Source organism: Mesorhizobium sp. M0751 (assembly GCF_040320265.1).
Taxonomy (GTDB): Bacteria; Pseudomonadota; Alphaproteobacteria; order Rhizobiales; family Rhizobiaceae; genus Mesorhizobium.
Genome location: NZ_JAMYPH010000005.1, coordinates 298,397 through 317,156, shown reverse-complemented (window position 1 = coordinate 317,156; position 18,760 = coordinate 298,397). Strand labels below are relative to the sequence as shown.

17 protein-coding genes and 1 pseudogene are annotated in these 18,760 nt (G+C 60.8%); 4 read left to right on the top strand and 14 right to left on the bottom strand.

Annotated features, from left to right (window positions below):
* Positions 1–89 precede the first annotated feature (89 nt).
* From NKI19_RS11660 to NKI19_RS11615, 10 genes are all read right to left on the bottom strand, one after another.
* On the bottom strand, positions 90–1,145 hold the full coding sequence (locus tag NKI19_RS11660; protein WP_352565852.1) for a hypothetical protein: 1,056 nt from the start codon (positions 1,143–1,145) through the stop codon (positions 90–92).
* Positions 1,146–2,231, bottom strand: coding sequence for an ABC transporter ATP-binding protein (locus NKI19_RS11655; RefSeq protein ID WP_352565853.1), 1,086 nt, complete (start codon positions 2,229–2,231; stop codon positions 1,146–1,148).
* A gap of 76 nt (positions 2,232–2,307) precedes the next feature.
* Positions 2,308–3,633 (bottom strand): iron-containing alcohol dehydrogenase, encoded by a 1,326-nt coding sequence (locus NKI19_RS11650; protein WP_352565855.1) that lies wholly within the window; start codon positions 3,631–3,633, stop codon positions 2,308–2,310.
* Positions 3,626–5,155, bottom strand: a complete 1,530-nt coding sequence (locus tag NKI19_RS11645; RefSeq protein WP_352565857.1) for a xylulokinase — start codon at positions 5,153–5,155, stop codon at positions 3,626–3,628. Before NKI19_RS11645 ends, NKI19_RS11650 begins: the two co-directional genes overlap by 8 nt.
* A gap of 65 nt (positions 5,156–5,220) precedes the next feature.
* Positions 5,221–6,750: an ABC transporter substrate-binding protein gene (locus NKI19_RS11640; RefSeq protein WP_352565859.1), complete on the bottom strand. Its 1,530-nt coding sequence runs from the start codon at positions 6,748–6,750 to the stop codon at positions 5,221–5,223.
* Between the two features lie 47 nt (positions 6,751–6,797).
* Complete coding sequence (locus NKI19_RS11635) at positions 6,798–7,697, bottom strand: carbohydrate ABC transporter permease (RefSeq protein ID WP_352565861.1); 900 nt, start codon at positions 7,695–7,697, stop codon at positions 6,798–6,800.
* Positions 7,697–8,608: a carbohydrate ABC transporter permease gene (locus NKI19_RS11630; RefSeq protein ID WP_352565863.1), complete on the bottom strand. Its 912-nt coding sequence runs from the start codon at positions 8,606–8,608 to the stop codon at positions 7,697–7,699. Before NKI19_RS11630 ends, NKI19_RS11635 begins: the two co-directional genes overlap by 1 nt.
* A gap of 345 nt (positions 8,609–8,953) precedes the next feature.
* A complete protein-coding gene (locus tag NKI19_RS11625) occupies positions 8,954–10,000 on the bottom strand; it encodes an NAD(P)-dependent alcohol dehydrogenase (RefSeq protein WP_352565864.1) in 1,047 nt (348 codons plus the stop codon).
* 523 nt (positions 10,001–10,523) lie between these two features.
* Positions 10,524–11,048: a hypothetical protein gene (locus tag NKI19_RS11620; protein WP_352565865.1), complete on the bottom strand. Its 525-nt coding sequence runs from the start codon at positions 11,046–11,048 to the stop codon at positions 10,524–10,526.
* Between the two features lie 23 nt (positions 11,049–11,071).
* Positions 11,072–11,485: a type II toxin-antitoxin system TacA family antitoxin gene (locus tag NKI19_RS11615; protein WP_352565866.1), complete on the bottom strand. Its 414-nt coding sequence runs from the start codon at positions 11,483–11,485 to the stop codon at positions 11,072–11,074.
* Between NKI19_RS11615 and NKI19_RS11610 the strand changes: the two genes are divergently transcribed.
* On the top strand, positions 11,474–11,689 hold the full coding sequence (locus tag NKI19_RS11610; protein ID WP_352565868.1) for an NADPH-dependent FMN reductase family protein: 216 nt from the start codon (positions 11,474–11,476) through the stop codon (positions 11,687–11,689). The genes NKI19_RS11615 and NKI19_RS11610 overlap by 12 nt on opposite strands.
* 286 nt (positions 11,690–11,975) lie before the next feature.
* On the opposite strand, the gene NKI19_RS11605 is transcribed toward NKI19_RS11610, so the two are convergent.
* Complete coding sequence (locus NKI19_RS11605) at positions 11,976–13,091, bottom strand: Fic family protein (RefSeq protein WP_352565870.1); 1,116 nt, start codon at positions 13,089–13,091, stop codon at positions 11,976–11,978.
* A gap of 1,123 nt (positions 13,092–14,214) precedes the next feature.
* Between NKI19_RS11605 and NKI19_RS11600 the strand changes: the two genes are divergently transcribed.
* A complete protein-coding gene (locus tag NKI19_RS11600) occupies positions 14,215–14,436 on the top strand; it encodes a hypothetical protein (RefSeq protein WP_352565871.1) in 222 nt (73 codons plus the stop codon).
* Between the two features lie 221 nt (positions 14,437–14,657).
* Here the strand turns inward: NKI19_RS11600 and NKI19_RS11595 are convergent, their stop codons facing one another.
* On the bottom strand, positions 14,658–14,999 hold the full coding sequence (locus tag NKI19_RS11595; protein ID WP_352565872.1) for a hypothetical protein: 342 nt from the start codon (positions 14,997–14,999) through the stop codon (positions 14,658–14,660).
* Between the two features lie 765 nt (positions 15,000–15,764).
* Here NKI19_RS11595 and gloA2 point away from each other — a divergent pair.
* Positions 15,765–16,211: an SMU1112c/YaeR family gloxylase I-like metalloprotein gene (gene gloA2, locus NKI19_RS11590; RefSeq protein ID WP_352951130.1), complete on the top strand. Its 447-nt coding sequence runs from the start codon at positions 15,765–15,767 to the stop codon at positions 16,209–16,211.
* Positions 16,212–16,301: 90 nt separating this feature from the next.
* On the opposite strand, the gene NKI19_RS11585 is transcribed toward gloA2, so the two are convergent.
* On the bottom strand, positions 16,302–16,976 hold the full coding sequence (locus tag NKI19_RS11585; RefSeq protein ID WP_352565875.1) for a protein-L-isoaspartate(D-aspartate) O-methyltransferase: 675 nt from the start codon (positions 16,974–16,976) through the stop codon (positions 16,302–16,304).
* 51 nt (positions 16,977–17,027) lie between these two features.
* Between NKI19_RS11585 and NKI19_RS11580 the strand changes: the two are divergent.
* Positions 17,028–17,747 (top strand): annotated as a pseudogene (locus tag NKI19_RS11580) (transposase); the annotation flags it as partial.
* 347 nt (positions 17,748–18,094) lie between these two features.
* Here the strand turns inward: NKI19_RS11580 and NKI19_RS11575 are convergent.
* Positions 18,095–18,454: a hypothetical protein gene (locus NKI19_RS11575; RefSeq protein ID WP_352565876.1), complete on the bottom strand. Its 360-nt coding sequence runs from the start codon at positions 18,452–18,454 to the stop codon at positions 18,095–18,097.
* Positions 18,455–18,760 lie beyond the last annotated feature (306 nt).

Here is an 18,760-nt window from a genome sequence, read left to right as displayed (position 1 = left end):
TGTCCACTCCGCGGCAGCGGGTCCAGAGCGGGCTCGGCCGGGCCATGTGCCCGTCGATACGAGGCATCAATTGAGTTTCCCCGGCTCCGCTAGCCTCGATGGTAGCGGTCGAAGGACAAAACCAGCGGAGCATCATGGCAAATTGCGTCGATGATAGCAGTCGTCAGCGGCAGGCGATCGTGGGGAAGTACACCCCCGGCCATCATATTCTTCAAAGTCGGACCAAGGTCCAGCGCCAGTTGCGCGCCCTCGACCGTGTCCGAACTCATATGTTCGCGCTTGGCCACGGAATAGGGCAGGCCGCGGCCGAGCAGGCGCCCCATGCGACCGTTACGGCCCGCCTGGCAGGTCACATAAAGATCGCCGGAGCCGGCCAGCCCCAGCACTGTTTCGACCTTTCCACCCAGAGCTTCGACCAGAATCGCCATCTCGGCGAGGGACTGCGAGAAAAGCGACGAGGCTAGGTTGTGCATCAGCGCGCCATTGGGCGCCTTGCCGTCGCGCTCGAGCAGCCCGACGGGAGCCCCAACGGCGAGTGTGTAGAAATTCTTGAAAGCGGCGCAGATCTCGACGCCGACGAGATCGGATGACGATCGCGCATGATAGAAGGGCGCGCGCAGAATGCGAGACGCCGCGGCCACCTGGTCGGGATCATGCCCGGCCACGATCACAGAGGTGTCGCGCTGTGCGGCCAGTTCGCCGGCAATGCACGGTCCGCCGACGGCCATAACAGGGACAGGCAAGCCAGTGCGTTGCTTGATCTCGCGGGCAAGCAGATGTGGCAGGATTTCGATGCCTTCGTCGCTCGCTGCAAGCCCTTTCGTAATCATCAGTATAGGCACGGGCGACTTGATGCTTTCCGCAATGCGGTCGATCGCCCAAGGAATGCCGGCCGACGAAACACCGATTACAAGCAGATCGGGTCCATCGTTCATCGCCGCCCCGAATTCGGTCCAGGAACAGGCGGTCACCGCGTCAGGCAGAGTGATGTTGAGGCGTGGATGACGACCTGTATCGGCCACAGAGCCGACGATCTCCTCGTCGAGATGGGTGCCGACAAGAGTGATGCGGTTACCGGCATGAGCGGCCGGAAGCGTCATGGCAGAGCCCATGACGCCGGCGCCGAGGATGATGATCCGCGCCATTCAGCTTCTTCCCTTGTCCAGCCGCTCGCCGCTGCCTTGGTCGAACAGGTGGATTCGCTCAGGCGTCGGCTTCAGATGGATCACAGCTCCAGGAGAGGGCTCCATGCGGTCATGTAGCACCGAGCAGATCGCGGTGTTGCCCATGCTGGCAAAGATGTGGATTTCGGGGCCGGTCGGCTCGACAACCGTAATCCTTGCTGGGATCCCGCGCCCGTCTGCCACTGGTCGAAGATGTTCGGGGCGAATGCCGTAGATCACCTTTTGGCCGGGCCGGACCGCAGCTCCTGGCGGAAGCGGGAGGGACAGCTCGTCGTCGGTCCGCACCACCCAGGCGTCGCGCTCGGAAGCCACCTCGCCATGGAACATGTTCATTGCGGGCGAGCCGATGAAAGAGGCGACGAAGAGGTTTGCCGGGCGATCATAGACATCGAGCGGGCGCCCGATCTGCTCGATATGGCCGTCGCGCATGATGACGATGACATCGGCCATGGTCATGGCCTCGATCTGGTCATGCGTGACATAGACGGTGGTGGTCTTCAGCCGCTGGTGCAGCTCTTTGATTTCGGTGCGCATTTGCACGCGCAGCTTGGCGTCGAGATTGGACAGCGGCTCGTCGAACAGGAACACAGTTGGGTCCCGTACGATGGCGCGGCCCATGGCGACGCGTTGCCGTTGGCCGCCCGAAAGCTGGCGGGGGTACCGTTCCAGGTAGGGGGTCAGATTGAGGATCGAGGCCGCCCATCCGACCTTCTGTTTGATTTCTTCGGTTGGGCGCTTCTTCAACTGCATGGAAAAGGCCATGTTGTCAAAGACGGTCATGTGCGCATAAAGCGCGTAATTCTGGAAGACCATCGCGATGTTGCGGTCTTTGGGATGTAGTGTGTTGACGACCCTGTCGCCTATGGCGATCTCACCGGATGTGATGGGCTCGAGACCGGCTATCATGCGCAACAGCGTGGACTTGCCGCAGCCGGACGGTCCCAACAGAACGACGAACTGGCCATCCTCGATCGAGAGATCGAGCCCATCGATAATCGAGAGGGCGCCATAGTCCTTCTTTATGTTGCTGATGGTGACAGACGCCATTAATTGCTACCCTTCGATTGCCCTTGCCTGTGGATTCCACTTTCGCCATACGAGCCACTGGCGATCGGATGCGCTCTCACCATTCGCACTCCAGAAACGCTTCCAGGAGTCCTGCATCGGCGGCCAGATTGACAAAGGACCATCGGCCGCGGATTTCCCGCGAATAACGGATGGCGTCGTGCCAAAGGGCGCGCGGCAGGCCCAGTTCCGCGCCGGTGACCGGCCCTCCGGCAGCCTTGAGGGCTGCCTCCATGCGGGCGACCGGCATTGCCATCGGCCGAACCTCCTGGCGCAGCGCCGGCCAGATTTCCGCAAGCCTGCGGTTGAAGCTTTCAGTCTGGCTCGCGTCGAGTGCCGTCTTCCTCATCTCGGCAATGCAAAGTGGTCCAAGCTGCGCGCCATAGCGGGCCAGCATCGCCGCCTCGTCGATGACGGTAGGCTTTGCCTGCGGCGGCTCTTCCATATCCAGCAGCCGTGCTTGCAGTCGCGCCATGACCAGCGAGGCAACCCCGACCTGCTGGCCGTGCGTGGTGCCGGGATGATGGTCTTGCGCGAACATGTCGACCCAATGGGAAATCTGGTGCTCTCCCATCGACCCGGGATGGGAAACGCCGGCGAAGCACACACCCATCGAGCACAGCGTCAGGACGCGCTGGAGATGCCCGACAGCGGTGACGTCATGCCTGGCAAGGCCAGGCGCATGGGCCAGCATCGGCTCCTCGTCGCCCGCCTGCAGCAGGTACGGCACGGCAGAATAGTAAGTGTCGAACAGCCGATGTGAAGCCCACCAGTCGATCTGGGCCGTGGAGCGGCAGAGGCTGTCGCCAAGCCCGGCGGCGCTGAGCCAGGAGGGTGCTGCGGCCGACACGCCAAGGTCCAGGAAGATGCCCCGCGGCGCATGCGAGGGCAGCGAGATCTTGAGCCCGGAGGCCAAGGTCACCGACGCTGTCGAAGCGCCATAGCCATTCATCGAGGCTGCCGTGCCGAAGACGGCATAGGGCCGCTCGTCGAGGAAGGTTGCATGCTTGCAGCTGTCGTTGAGGACGCCCGACCCGACGGCCACGACCCCGTCGGCGTGACGCGTCTTCTCCCTGACCATCTGGATCGTTGCCTCATCGCAGTCGAGGCCGTCAGGCAGCACGATTTCGTCGATGTCGGCGATGGCACGCAGCGCCCTCGCGACGCGCCTGCCCGTTACATCGACGGTGTTGACATCGGACACAACCGCGATGCGGCCGCCTAGCTTCAGCGGCGCAACGAGATCCGCCTCGCGGCCCTCCGTCGTCTCCAGCAATTCGATCGTCTGGAACGGCAGGACCGCGGCCGCGCCTGTCTTGGGATCTTTCCAGCGTCCTGCGACGACGTCCTCGATCAACGCGTTCCAGTTGGTCGTTTCAGCCATGATCAGCCTCCATGAAGGCCGCGAGGCGCTGGTTCCAGGCTGAAAGCGTTGGCCAAAGATCGGCATGGATCGCAAGAAGCTCGGCGTAGCGCGCGGCACGTTTCGTGTCCGGTTCGAAGGTTTTGGCCGGCTCGCTGGCCATTGCGAGCGACGCTTCGGCGATGGTGGAAAACCAGCCCACCCCCTTTGCCGCCGCCATCGCCGCGCCAAGCGAGGAGGCTTCGACGGTCGTCGAACGTTTTACGGGACGATCGAGCGCATCCGCCAGAATCTGCATCCACAGGTCGGACTTCGCTCCTCCGCCGATGGCTATGAACTGGTCGACGGTCTGGGCGGCAGCCGCAGCGGCCCGCTGACTTGTCGCGGCCTGATGCAGCGCTATGCCTTCCAGCACGGCGCGATAGATGTCGCCGCGGCGGCTCGAGCCGGAAAGCCCGGCAATCACACCACGGGCCGCACTGTCCCAGTGCGGGTCCATGACGCCCTGCCAGTAGGGCAGGAGCATTATGCCGCCTGCGCCGATCCGGCTGGCAGCGGCTTCGGCCTCGAGCGCCTCCAGGATCTCGCTTGCGCCATGCAGATCGACGCCAAGCATTTCGCGCGCCATCCAGTCGACAAGAAAAGTGCCGGCGCGAAGGCATGTCTCGTAGATATAGCCGTCATCGGCGACCGCCGTCTCGGTGCGGAAGGCCAGGTCGTGGACGTAGTCCGTGCCGAAGCTGCCAGAGACGACCGCCGTGCCGAGGTTGATGTATGCGCATCGCGGCTGCAACACACCCGCGCCCGTGCCGGCGCATTGACCATCGCCGCCGCCGGCGACGATCGGCGTGCCCTCGCGCAGGCCGGTCGAAATGGCCGCTTCCGAAGTCAGTTGACCCAGAACGGTGCCGGGCCGCGCCAGATCCGGCATCATGCGCCGGGGGACGCCTGCCGCGTTCAGTATATCGTTCGACCAGTCCATAGCTCGCATGTCGAGTATGCCCATCGGGTCGGCGGATGCAGTGGACGTCACCCACCGACCGCTCAAGCGAAACACCAGATAGCCGTGGACTTCGGCCATTCGCTCCACGCGGGCAAAAATCTCGGGCTGTTCCTCGCGAAACCAGATCATGCGGTAAAGGCAAGGAATGACGTCCAGCGGCTTGCCGGATATTGCGTGGACGCGTGCCGCGCCGAAACTCTCGCCGAAGCGCCGTGCTTTCCCCCGGGCGCGCTCATCGAGCCAAAGCGTTGCGGGCCCGACCGCCTGGCCCTGCTCGTCGAAAAGGCCGAAGCTCTCGCGTTGGTTGGCAATCGCAAGGGCGGCAATGCGTGCCGGCGAAACCGTTGCCGCGACAGCACGAAGCGCCGTGACCGTCGAGGCCCACCATTCGGCCGGATCCTGCTCGAAATAGCCCGAACGCGGGTTGGACATTGCAAGCGGTGCACGACCTTCAGCCACGGCCAGACCATTGCGGTCCCAGGCGATCGCCTTGGTTGCCGAGGTCGAGGAATCAATGCCGATGACGAGATCCGGAACCATTGCCGCCACATTGCCAAACGGCGAGGGCGGCCGAAGCCGCCTTCGCCCAAATCACCGACCAGCCGCTAAAGACCGGCGTCCTTGACCTTGCCGTCTACAATGCCGGCAATGGCATCCAGGCATGCCTTGGCGTCGCCGCCATAGTCTTGGCCCGTAAGCAACTTGCCGAGTTCAACCGGAATGTCGTTGTTCGACAGATCCGCCCAGATCGGCATGTCCGGCTCAGATCCCATCTGGTTGTCGATCGTGTATTTGATCGCGTCGAAATGGCGTGTCGTTCCGGGCCCGACAACGGCCTTCGCCTTGACCCGAGGATCGGTAAAAGAGGAATTGCGCATCGGCGAGGCGCCGCCGCCGAGCGTCGATACCCGCGCCATCACATCCTTCGAGCAGACCCACTGCATGAACAGCCATGCTGCTTCCTTGTTCTTGGAATATTGCGACAGCGAAATCGTCGAGCCACCCTGGTGGCCGACGGCCGGGATTTCGTTGAAGCCGCAATCGGCGGCGGCGCGACGGCCAGGAACTTCCTTGGGCGCGGGCAGGGCCTCGAACAGGCCCTTGACCTTGGAATCATTGGCGTCGAAGCCGGGGAAATCCTCGCCCCAGGTGATTGCCATGGCGGCCTGACCCTGTGTCAGCGCCTGTCCCTGGCCGTCCCAGGTCCAAGTCGTCGCGGAAGGCGGCGAGTTCTTGACCAGCTCCTGATAGAATTTGAGCCCGGCCACGCCGCGCTCGTCATTGCCGACAAACTTCTTGTCTTTGTTGAAGATGGAACCGCCATGGCCCCACAATGCGAAGGTCCAGTCGCATTCCAGCGAATAGTGGCCGGACTTCGCCTGGCACGCGGTGCCGAAGATGCCGTTGCTTTTTTCTGCCTCTGTGAGCGCCTGCACGGCCTTGAGGTAGGCGTCGAGGTCTGTCGGCAGCGCAATGTTATGTTTGTCGAAAAGATCCTTGCGGTACATCAGGATGAAGATCGGAATATCGAATGGAATTCCGCACTGTTTGCCGTTGTACATGGCAATGCCGTCGACCAGCGGCTTTGAGAAATCGTCCCAGTCGAAATTGGGCATGGCCAGTTCTTTGTTCTGGTCATAATACTCGCGCGGATCGACGACATCCTGGGCAAATGTCGCCATCCAGGACTGGTCGAGATAATAGACGTCATAGGTGCCAAGCTGGCCCTGTACGTCTTGCGTCGCCTTGGCGAGAACCTGCTCCAGCGGCACGATCTCGACTTCCACCTCAATGCCGGTTGCCTTGGTGAATTCACCCGCGACAAGCTGGTTGGCCACGATCGTTGGCGGCGTCGCTTCCGAAGTGTAGCGGATTTTGGTGCCGGCATATGGCTTGCCGACATCGCCCAGCCACTTCAGCATATCGGCGTCCTGGGCGCGGGCTTCCTCAACCCCGAGCCCCAGCATCCCCCGATTGGTGCGGCCGCCACCTAGCATGGCCGACCCGAAGGCGGAAAAGCCGACACCGGCGAGCGCCATCTTCCTCATGAAGTCGCGTTTGGTTATTCGGCGCGCCGTAAAATCGTTGCAGGTATCGGTGACGAATGTCTTCTTGTCGTGTTCACTGAAGCTCATGATCGTTCCTCCATTGCGTTTTTGTCGTCGTTCTTCTCGTCTGCGCCTCACTCCTTCAGGGATCCGAGGGTGAGGCCGCGGACCAGATGCCGTTGAACCAGCAGGATAAAGATGAAGCTGGGTATGATCGCGGACGTGCCGAGCGCTGTGATGTAGCCCCACTCGGTCGCGGTCGAGGTGACAAAGGTCGAGATCTTCACCGGCACGGTGCGGATCGACGTTGTCAGGAACAGTGAGAGCAGGAACTCGGTCCACGAAAAGATGAAACATAGCACGGCCGTCGCGGCGATGCCGCCCTTGACCATGGGAAGGACCACACGTCGGAACGTCTGCCAGCGCGTCGCGCCGTCAATCAGCGCCGCCTCATCAACCTCGCGCGGAACATCGTCGAAGAACGACTTCAAAAGCAAAACCGCCAGCGGCAGGTTGATCAAGCTGTGAACGAGGATGAGCCCCGTATAGGTATCGCGCAAGCCGAGATCGCGGAACATGAAAACGATCGGAATGACGATCGCGATTGGCGGCATGAAGCGCTGCGAGAGGATCCAGAACAGGAAGGCCTGCTGGCCGCTGAACTGCATTCGCGACAGGCAATAGGCGGCCAGAGTGGCCAGCAGCAGCGTCAGCGCCGTCGATCCGACGGCTATGGTGGCGCTGTCGAGCAACGACTGGCGGGAATCGTAGGAGCTGGCGCCACCCTTGATGACCCCGGCCGCCTCGCCGCCCTGTTCCATGCCGATGTCGACGCGCGAGACGCCAAGCAGCGTCACACGGTAATTGTCCGGCGTCGGCGTGAAACCGACGTAGACCGGTCCGCTGCGATCGAAGATCGCCGAATAGGGTTTGATGGACGACAGCGCCCACCACGCGATCGGGAACATGAAGATCGCCACCACCAGGACGGCGAGCACGTCACGAGCGATGGTTTGGGCGCGCGACGACTCCATCAGAACCTCACCTTGAACAGCCTGACGAACAGGTTCGACACGACGATCAAGACGACGAGCACGATCAGCGACAGGGTCGCGGCATAGGGAAAGTCTCCGGTGAAGTAGATGCGGCCAGCGTAGAATGAAAGCGTCTCGGTGGCCGTGCCTGGCCCGCCGGCGGTGATGATGTAGACATAGTCGTAGATGCGAAAGAGATCGACGCCGCGGATCAGCACCGCGACCGCTATCACCTTGCGCAGCATCGGCAATGTGAGCCGCAAGAACGTCTGGATGCCGTTGGCGCCGTCGATCGCCGCGGCTTCGAAAGGTTCCTTCGGCAGCGCCCTGAGCCCTGCAAGGATGATGAGCACCATGAACGGCGTCCATTGCCATATGTCCGCCAGCAGGATCGCCGCCAATGCGGTTCCCGGCTGCGTCAGGATCGGCTGTGCCGGCGAGATCAGGTCGAGGGCATAGAGGTAGAACGACAGGACGCCGAAAGAGCCGTCCTGCATCAGCAGGAACATCATTCCGGTCACCGCAGGCGGTACCACCAGCGGCAGTGTCATCAGCGCCCGCAGCACGCCGTAACCTTTGCGATCGGTGTCAAGCAGAAGCGCGATGAGGATGCCGAGCGCAAGCTGAACCGCAAGCGCGACGAAGGTGTAGATCAGCGTGGTTTCCAGCGAATGCCACATACGTGCATCCGAGAAGGCGCGCGTCCATTGGTGGAGCCCGGCGAAGTCAAGCTGCCGGGAGACGACATTGCGTTTGTGAAAGGATAGCCAGACTGAATAGGCGAGGGGATAGATGCCGAAAACGAGAAGCATCACCGTGATCGGCGCGAGCCAGGGGAAAGGATGCTCGGCCGTCATGAACCAGGGCAGGGCCCACCTGGAAGTCGGCCGCGTGAGGATAGCGCTGCTCACGTGCAAATCTCCGCTCGGTCACAGAGATGCATCGGCCTTCTCCCTATCGGCCAGATTGTGCCAACTTGAACTTTTGTAAGTTTGTTGTGCCTTTTGTTAAGAACGTGTCGGACGGCCGCCGATTTGTCAAGTGTCGGGTCCGTAGGTCCGTCAGCGCTCAAGGGATTTGCTCGTGGTGGATGCCGTCATCGCCGGGTATGGAGTTGTTTTTGGACGGAACGCCGCCGGCAAATGCCGTGTGCCAGCACCAAAAGCGCTCAGGCCGCCGCCAATTTGGCAGCCCAAGAAGCTACGCAACGCATCGAGGAGATCGGGAGGACCGTCCGGGGGCTTCGTTGGAACTCGTTAATCCGGCAATCGGATCTGAAGCTTCACATCCGCCGGCCGGGCTTCGACTGCGCGGTCGAAGGCAGTGATGGAATCTTCGAAGGGGAAGATCGCCGAAATGAGTGGCTTTAGGTCGACCCGGCCCGACCCCATCAGCGCAATTGCCCGCTCATATTGGTGGGCATATCGGAACACAGTCTCGATGCGGACTTCCTTGGTCGAGGCCGTGGCAATGTCGAACGCCACAGCCGCCACCGGCAGGCCGACCACCACTACCGCGCCACCGGGCCGGGGCAGATCGAGCAGGGTCTCCCATGCCTTGGACGAGCCCGAGCATTCAAAGACAACGTCGGCACCCCAGCCATCGGTCAGGCGATTTACCTCCGCCGCCAGGTTCTTGTCGCGGACGTTGACCGGGATCACGCCTTGATAGCCGCCGGCAATGTCGAGCTTGGGTTGGGCGAGATCTGCGACAATGGCGCGGGCGCAGCCGCCGGCGAGTGCCGCGATCGCAACCATCGTGCCGATCGGCCCGGCGCCAATCACCACCGCCGTGTCGCCCGGCGCGATCCTTGCTTTGGCCGCCGCCTGCATGCCGACCGCGAAAGGCTCCACCATGGCGCCTTCGGCAAAGCTGACATTGTCGGGCAGTTTGAATGTGTAGTTGGCGGGGTGGACGACATAGGGTGTCAGCACGCCGTGGATCGGCGGCGTTGCCCAGAATCTGACAGCCGGGTCAATGTTGTAGAGGCCGAGCCGGCTCGCCCGCGAATTGGGATCGGGGATACCCGGCTCCATGCAGACGCGGTCGCCGACCTTTAGATGCTCGACGCCTTCCCCTGTTTCGACGACGGTGCCGGCGGCTTCGTGACCCAAGACCATCGGCGCTTCGACCACGAACGGGCCGATGCGGCCATGTGTGTAGTAATGCACGTCAGAGCCGCAGACGCCCACCGTATGGATCTTGATGCGAACTTCGCCCGGGCCTACGATCTGTGGCAGATCGATGTCACGCAGCTTGAGTTCGTGCTGGCGTTCAAGGACAAGGGCACGCACGTTCGTCATCGACGTAATCTCCTCTAAAGCCGACTGTCCGAGGCCTCCTCGACCTTACTTGCATTCGGCACGTTCATCATAGCCGCTCATTCACGGCTTCAAAATCCAGTTCGGAAACAGGTGTTGCCTGATTCCGACTATCCGTACCAAGTTCCCGGCCAACGGAGTTTGAAGGCCGACCATGCCGGCGCCGAATTAGCGTTTGGATCATCCGGGGTGCTCTGAGGTATCCAGTGATGGGTTGGGCAACAGGACAGGAAACCAGTGTTTAGAGGGCGACGTGCACGCTCGGTGCACACAAAGTTCTCCCATCTTTCGGTTCCGTTTTCGCGAAGAGGCGAACAGGGCATGCTGTGACGCGATGTTTGAGAGATTGTCGCCCGGCTTCGGCCGCTCGAGCGACAGGGCACGTGACAGGACGCCGAAGCACCACGACAGAGGGTCCTTTACTTGGTGTGCGAGATGCTTCTGAGGACCTCGGCATAGGACAGGGTGGCCGAAACCGTCGCGGTCCGCCGGCGAAGGCTCCGCGTTAGGCGATGTAGGTGCTGCGTCGATCATGGCTCCACCAGTTGCTGGATTGCGTGCATCGGTAGGACCAGCCGGAGGGAATCCGGCAGCCGCACGAAGCCGTTTCCCTCCTAGAAGGCAGCGGCGCGCTCGCTGATGGCATCCACCACCAGCATCGAGGAACCGACTGGGCCGCGCTCGCATAGGCGCGCCGCACGGCGTCGGCGAGAAGCATCGCACCCAGGCGTTCGCCCTGACGGGCTTCCGAGACCGCCAGCCGTCCGACCAGTGTGGCGCTGACCAGCGGATAGCGCGGCATGTGCTTGCGCGCGGCGGCCGGCACGTCGCCCTGTGCAACGCCGGTTGCGCAAAGCGTATAATAGCCCAGCGCGACATCCGGTTTGTCAGACTCCACTAGAATGAAGACCCCATTCGCCTTGTGCCGCACATCTTGCCTTGCCTGGGTCCGGAGATGACGGTCGAGTCTGTCGACGCCGCAGGCAAAGCCGTCCCGGTCGTGACGCGACGCGAGCGCCTCGATCTTCAAATCTGGCCGAGACGCCGCCATGCTCAGGAAGCGATCCGGCGCTTGTGCCCGGCCAAGGCGCGGACCAGCCGCTCACTCGGCTGTGGCGGATTGACCAGCGCGTCGAAGAATGCCGCGCGGTCGCGATCGGACAGCACCAACGTCTCATGCTCGGCGATCGTCCGGCGCGCAGGGTCGGTGAGCGCAGTGACGCAGAAGTCGCTGACTTTGCGTCGTGACAGATGCGCTGCGCGCTCGATAAGATCCTTAGTCTCTTCATCTAGCCGGAATCCGAGGCGTTCGACGCGGTTGGGCATCTCTCTTTCGATCTTGGGCTGTTTGCGCGGCATTGGGGTCACTCCTGCCATGGTCTGCGTTTCGCAAACAATGTACGTCACATAGACGAACAAATTAACTTCCGATTTCTGCCCGTCATCCACGGGCTGGTGGTCGAACATCAGCTTCGCCCGCTGCTCGGCTTCTACTCGGCGCTGACGGTGCCGAGCGCCGTCTATAGCAATGACGGTGATTTTTCCGATGGCAAGCTTGTGGACCCGTTGTTGCTGGCGCGGGCCGCGCAGGCGGTGGACCAGTTCGCCGCCCTGCTTTCAGCACGGCAGCCGAAGAGCCAACCGGTCAGGCTGGCCTCGGCTGACGCATAGGGTTGCCCAGGCGAGTGTCGGATAGTTGTCGGCACGTAAAGTCTTGTAGGTCGCGTTGAGTTCGGGGCTTTGTCGTGACAGTCGCCAAACGAAAGATGATTGATCCCCTCGCAAGAGATCAGAACACCAGTAGAGCCAGCGCCGTTCCTCTATCGGCGGCAGTTCGAACAGACTCGCACCATTGTCTTGGCCTCGAGGACCTCCTGCCAGATTGCAGCCCGCCACCCCCTCGATGCTCCGGCAGGCAGGCTCTTTGACAGCCTGCTTCTTCTGTCTTTGTTGTGGTTTACGCTCGGCCAGCAAGAATGTTCAATGCGTAACGTGTGTGTCGTCGTTCGCCGGTTCTTATCAGTGCACCCTTCGCAACGAGGTCCTGCAAATCTCTTGTCGCTGTCGCGCGGGATGCCTGAGTGATGGCGATGTAGTTCTCGGCACTGAGACCGCCCTTGAAACCATCTATACCTTCGCGGAACATCCGGGTGATGACCTTTTCCTGGCGCTCATTGAAGTGACCGCGGTAGCGTTCGTAAAACTTGGCCTCGGCGATCGAGAATTCGACACGGGCAAGCGTTACGCGTTGCGCTTCAAGGATCGTGTTAGCGAAGTAGAGCAGCCAATCCGTAATCGCGTTGCTCTTGTTGCTGGCCTCCAGATTGTCGTAGTAGGCCTTGCGGTGGCGTTCAATCGTGTACGCCAAAGCGATGAGACTGGGCTCACCCAGGCTTTGCGCCAACGCCTTTTCGCAGAGGGCACGCCCTATGCGCCCGTTGCCATCCTCGAACGGGTGAATGCTCTCGAAATAAAGGTGCGCGATTCCGGCACGCGTCAGCGCCGGAATCGGTATTTTGCCTTTGGGCGCGGTTTCGTTGAACCAAGCCGCGAAGGCGTCCATTTCGGTCTTCACCCGGGCCGACGGCGGCGCTTCGAAATGCACTTTGGGCTTATCCAGCCGATTGGAAACGATTTGCATGGCATCGGCATGCTGGCGGTAGCTGCCGATGCTCTCGATACGCCCCTCACCCGACATCACCATCTTGTGCCAGGCGTAGAGGGTGCGGTGCGAGAGTGCGTCGGCAAAATGCAAGTAGACATCGGCCATCATTTCAGCGATGCCGCGCTCGGCCGGCGGAATGTGCCTGGTTTCGCTTCCCAGGCCAAGTTGCTGGCGTAAGGATGATTGCAAACTCTCGCGGTTGAGGTATTCCCCTTCAATCGCGGATGTCTTCAAGGCCTCTTCGCTGATAAGGTCGATGCGGATTTGATCGCGATCGTCGGCACCGACATGACGAAAGACGCCCAGGAACTCGCCCGATCGCAACCGGAACTCGCTTTCCAGCGGTTCCGATACCTTCTTATCGTAGGTAAAATGCGGCCAGTCAGCCTGCTCCCAATTCCATACCATGAGTTATAGAGCACCTTTCTATAACTCATGATGCCCCGAAAGGTGAGCTATAGCAATCCTCGCTATGCCTCAGAGTCCTGTCGGATACGTCAACAATTGGCAAACGTGTCCGGGTTCGAGTCGTAGACCGCCATATCGCAAGACCCACTAGAGGAGGCGTTCTTTTGCTATCGTCGGCAAGCGGCCTGACAACAATTCGAGATCGAGCACCACGAGCTTGAAATTGCGAGTCAGGACAATGATGGACTGGAAAGATATATAAATAAAATCAGCTAGTTACGAGATATTGTAAGTTCTGCTTCTCTTCTTTTTTCGTTCCCACGACAGAGCCGCCGACAGCTCCTTTCGGACGGTCTTCCGCCGACGATATTGACCGTTCCAATGCGGGTGTTCGCCGGGATATTCCGTAGACCCCATTGTCCGTCGAGGCATATAGTTTGCCCTGGGTTCCTGGAAGCTTTTCGAACTTTCTGGGTTGCGCCTCAGCCCGAATTGCGTGTGCTTATGGGACAGATTGGGAAATTAGCTTCGGTTTCAGGAAAAATTTGAGGACGCATCGACTTTCTGGCGCGACCTCTGGTCGTGCACGTCAGCACGAAACCTTCTGGTTTTTAGTGCTGAACGGCTGCTTCGCGCCGCACGCCCGCCATTGAGGTCTCCCCCCAACGGCTGGGTAGCGCCATCCGGGACTTCAGTCTTGGTACCGCCAATAGGCTGAATTGCGCGGTTGCTAATATGCCCATAGTTTAGGCAGCCAAAAACCAAACCCGCAGTGATCGGTGCGCCCTCGCATCCCCAAGATAGCCCCAAGCCGCACCGACCATCCGGCGTATCAGGTCGGTTCGCACTTTAGCGAATGATCCAGTCGATAGGCTTGTTTGCGTTGGAAGGTCAGTCGTAAGTGCTCTACAAGCAGGCGGCTTCGATATGCCGAAAGAGATCGGCGACAAGGTTCGGGTCGAGGAGATCACGCGGAAGAAGCGAGGCGCGAGGCATGACGGAAGGCGCGGGGCTTCCTTCTTATTGATGATGCTGTGTTTCGGCTAGCAGTGGTATAGTGGTCTCGGCCATTTCAGTGCGAAAATTGGGGAAGCAAGGTTCGGGTGCCACGGGAGGGTGTGCCATGCGAGAATTGCCCTTCGACATCGATGCAGATGCCGTAATTGAAGTGGGCCGATATCTGGATGATCACGCGAAGACCACCGCAGTTTCGATATCTGAAGCGCTCCGTGTAATCAGGCGTCGCGTCAACAAATCGCGCGTCGGCGACAGCGGTTTGGAGGAACTGATTGTCGAAAGCGCCGCAGCCAGAAAGCTTGCCCTCTTGTTGGACAACCACAATTAAAGGTGGGTGAAAGGCAATCGGCCGGATATATCTTTCAGCCGACGGAACGTTTGCACCCGCCCGCCGTTACTCCCATGGTCCCCGCATAGGGATCATAAAGGGCCTTGCCCCTCTTGGCCCTAGTTTGAGTCCGCTGTCTCCCGGATGTGTCCAACTGCGCAACGTTCGCGCTTTGGAGCCGTCGACAGCGGACCCGACGCATTTCAATGATCCTCTAGAAATCAGCTAGTCGTTGTGTTTTCGCGGACGGCTGGTCTGCCTCTGCGGTCCGATCCTGGCAAGATATTGTCGCCTACAAGACGGTCTTCGGACGATAGTTTGGGCGGTATGAAAGGACCGGTTGCGCCGATCTCGCCTAGCCAATCTTCATAGCCATCGTTCATCTTGGCTTTCAGAGTGTCAGGCTCAATTACCCCGGATTGGAACAGGCTCATAAGCCGCCGCCCGAAGTGTTCCCTTGCCGGGTGCCATTCGGGGATTCCAGCTTCGTCGCAGTAGCCTTTCAGTACGGCAGCGAGCATGGAAAGCTGCTTGGAATCGAGGGGAGCGTCGTCGTGTGGCATTTTGCTTTTCCCTTGTGGGGCGAAAGCATGATCGACTCTTCCAAGCGCTAGGCGCCCGTTCAAATTGGCCAGCGACTTTCCTTCAGTACGCTTTAGTCAGGGATTAGCGAGTCAAATCCGCGCGTCTTTCATTTCCTCAGCCTCACCCCCGCGCCACCGCCATTCTCAGGGAGGAACTTGACACCGGCCGATTCGAGGGCGCGCTGGATTGCGTCCAAGTTTTTTTCCCCGGCACCCTCTGCCCCTTTTCAAAAGCCTCTGCCCCTTTTCAAAAGAGAGACGGTATTGAGATATCTTGGCGGCCTCAGCAAGGGCGGCTTTGTCTAGTTCCTCAAGCCCACGGGCGGCTCTGCATTGTGCTGGCGTAATTGTCATGAAGCCCAACGTTTTGCATTAAGTTTGACAGCAAGGCGCCCGGCGAAGCTATGCCCGCTGCCGAGGTAATGCCCATCGTCGGAAGGTTTTCAGGCCGCGTATTGTAGCCCTATGGCATGCCAAAGGGCATGGATCCGCGCGAATGGCGCCAGTCTGTCCAGAAGCCAGACCTGAGCGCCGGTGTGGTCGCCGTACGCTACTCGGGTGTCCTAGCACCGAATGGTTTGCCATCGGCCCCAATAGGCGTCGTTGAAAGCTTCTACAACGCGATCGATTGGCCGTCCTGAAGCTTTTCCTGTCTCGCGCCACCAGCCGAAGTGCGGGCGCTGGCGAAAAATGCGCTCAGGGACAAGCTTGATCGATCCATTCATCTAGGCGGCAGTCCTTCTCTTGATTCAAGGCTGCTATTATCTGCGGCGTCAGCCTTGTCCATGCTCATGTGGGGTTAGTTCGTTGCTTCTAGGATTCCATCATATTGCAATCATCTGCAGTGACTACGAGCTGTCGAAGGAGTTCTATAGCAAACTCGATTTCGTCATCGTCGACGAAAATTGGCGCGCCGAAAAGCAATCTTGGAAGTGCGACTTGCGGCATGGTCCTGTCCAGATCGAATTGTTCAGTTTTCCCATGCCACCAAGCCGGCCGACCAGGCCTGAGGCATGCGGACTACGGCACGTAGCATTCTCGGTGGACTCAGTAGAGGCGACAGCCCGGTTGCTTCGGGCACGAGGCGTCGAAGTTGAGCCTATCCGCATAGACCCTCACACAGGACGTTCGTTTACTTTCGTGGCAGACCCCGACGGTCTCCCCATTGAGTTCTACGAGGATCGAGTTTGACAGTCGGAGATCGCGACGAGAAGGGTGCGGAGCTGGCGGCATCCGGCTGACGGTCGGAAAAGCGAAGTCGCGCCAGTTGTGCGCACCTCGTTAGATGGTTTCAAGCCGGCTGAACCGAACCGGGATGAGTTTCCGAGTCTTGAGTTGCCCAGCAGCATCCTTGTCGATGATAGTCAGAAACTGTACTTCATCAGACGCCAAAGGCAGAACAAGGCGTCCCCCTGGCTTGAGCTGATTCAGCAAAGCCGGCGGTGTCCGCGCAGCCGCCACGCTAACCAGGATTTTGTCGAATGGGGCGTGCTCGGGCCAGCCGCGAGACCCGTCTCCGACACGAATGGCGACATTCGAGAAGCCAAGGCCCTGCAGCAGAGCCTCGGCATGGCTTGCAAATTCCTCGATGATTTCGACGCTCCAAACTTGTCCTGCGAGTTCCGCGAGGATTGCGGATTGATAGCCTAGGCCGGTCCCGATCTCGAGCACTGCTTCGTGCGGTTGGGGAGTAAGGAGATCGGTCATCAGAGCGACAATGAAGGGTTGCGAGACGGTCTTATCGAAGCCGATCGGCAGCGGCATGTCCTGGTAGGCGTAAGGCGCGACCGCAGCTGGTACGAAGAGATGTCGCGGGACCCGCCGCATCGATGCCATCACCCGCTCATCGAGCGTTGCCTTGCCGAGTTCTTCGCTTGCAAGGTCGGCATGGATCGCAATCATCTCGACCATGTGCCTGCGTAGAATCGCAAGATGCTCTTCGTTCATCGGTTTCATGACGGTGAGGCTTTCCTCGACCTGCTGCTGCCGAATAGCTTTATATCCTGTTCGTCTCGTCACCGTAACCGACAGGCCGATGCGCTGGGCATTACCCATATGATGCGTACGGGCGGGTTTCGCGGGGCCTGCATCAAATCGGAAAGCTGCTACCGAAAGGGGCTTTGCTAACGCACCGGCGGTGCGCCAGGCTGTGGCGGATGATCCGCTGTCGGCCGAGCTGATGGACGCCATGCTGGCGGCACGCGCGGCGCTGTGGCGATAGTATTGCCGCCTGCATGATCTCATCGTGAAGATCGTCGCGCGCAGCGAGCCCTGCCGGCGCTTCATGGCCATCCCGGGTGTCGGCGGGTGACGGCGCTCTCTTTCATGACCGCGATCGACGATCCGTCGCGCTTCCGCCGTTCGCGCGACGTTGCGGCCTACTTCGGGCTGACCTCGCGGCGCTGGCAGTCGGGCTCCTCGATTGACATCCAGGGGCGCATCTCGAAGGCAGGCGACGCGGATGTGCAACGCGCGCTCTACGAGGCGGCGTCGGGAATGCTGACGCGCCTCAAGGGTAGGGACAAGGTCAAAAGCTGGGGTGAGGCGATCGCCAAGCGCTCCTGCCACCGCAAGGCCTGCGTCGCGGTGGCGCGCAAGCTGGTGGTGGTCATGCATGCGCTCTGGAGCGACGGCACGTTCTATGTGGGCGATGCGGCCGCGGATCGGGCCACAGCCCCGCAGCGCGCGCATGCCAAGGCCCGCAAGCTTCTGGGTGTGCATCGATGAGCGGTGCGGCGGCAGTTCCAACGCATGGTGTCCGCAGTTTGACGGACGCCAACTGAGACAAAGGGAATCCGCCCCGGCGGATGAGGACCGATGCAGACCAGGAACGACGGAACGGACGTTATCCTGCCAGCGGCCGCGCCGATCGCGAGACGGGCCGGACGCGCTCGATTGCTTGTGGCGATGCTCCGTCAGTCTGATGGAAGAATACGCCGCGACGGCTCGATCGCTGCAAATAGGCAGCGCAACTACCCCGTCGCAGAGCGCGGAAGACTGCACGGCGCATCGGAGCCTGACGCCAAAAAGTGCGATCGCAATCTAGAGAATAGATTCGTGTTTTGTCGTAACATCTACGAGGAACGACGATGGATACAAAGCCTCGCAAAGCACAACCGCACAACCATCTCACCCTCGTCCAGTCGGTCACGCCATGTGCGCAGGCTTGTCGGCGAAAGATGCAGCGCGGCGGCGTATTCACGGATGCCCATGCCGCTCCAGTTCATCGCCTCGACATGCTTGGCCCAGAACGCCTGGACGGCGCGGTTACGCACATCCGGGCTCACCGCAAAGCGCAGCCGAGCGCGCTTTTTCTGCCGCTTCGCTCGCTCTTCTAGGCGCTTCTGACGGCGCAATTCCGCGTGATATTCCGCCTGCTTACGTGCCGCGTCGTTGCCAGCAAAGTACTTCAGCCAGCGATCGGTGGTCGGCACGGCTGCCTGGGAGGTGGTCGTTGCAGCTCGGCGAGGGCCGACATCGTCAGCGTCGGCCGTAGGATGGCGGCCGAGCGCAGGCTTGTCGGCTGGCGCTCCCCGCCGCACTGGGGATGCATAGGCTTCAAGGTCTCTTGGAAGCGCCCCGGCAGCGACAAGCTTGTCCCGTTCAAGCTCCCATCGCGGCTTGTAGGGCGCGGCATCCTGTCCGAGATGCGGACGCTGCCATCGCCCAGCCGCAGTGGCTGTCGGATGACATGGGACCCTCCATCCTGACACGAATGCGCAAACCGGCGTGTTACGGTC